The 242-nt window shown below is 62.8% G+C and carries 1 pseudogene; it reads left to right on the forward strand.

Annotated features, from left to right (window positions below):
- Nucleotides 1-242 (forward strand): annotated as a pseudogene (locus tag OGY01_RS00710) (electron transport complex subunit RsxC); the annotation flags it as partial.

The raw sequence follows: 242 nt of genomic DNA on the forward strand, positions 1-242 counted from the left end.
GCTGAAACGGCCGAGCCAGTAGACCCGCGCAAAGCCGCTGTCGAAGCCGCGATTGCCCGGGCTAAAGCACGCAAACTTGAACAGCAGACGGACGCTGAAACGGCCGAACCGGTAGATCCGCGCAAAGCCGCTGTCGAAGCCGCGATTGCCCGGGCTAAAGCACGCAAACTTGAGCAGCAGACAGACGCTGAAACGGCCGAGCCAGTAGACCCGCGCAAAGCCGCTGTCGAAGCCGCGATTGC

It is taken from the genome of Citrobacter sp. Cm038 (assembly GCF_030333105.1).
Classification (GTDB): Bacteria; Pseudomonadota; Gammaproteobacteria; order Enterobacterales; family Enterobacteriaceae; genus Citrobacter; species Citrobacter murliniae.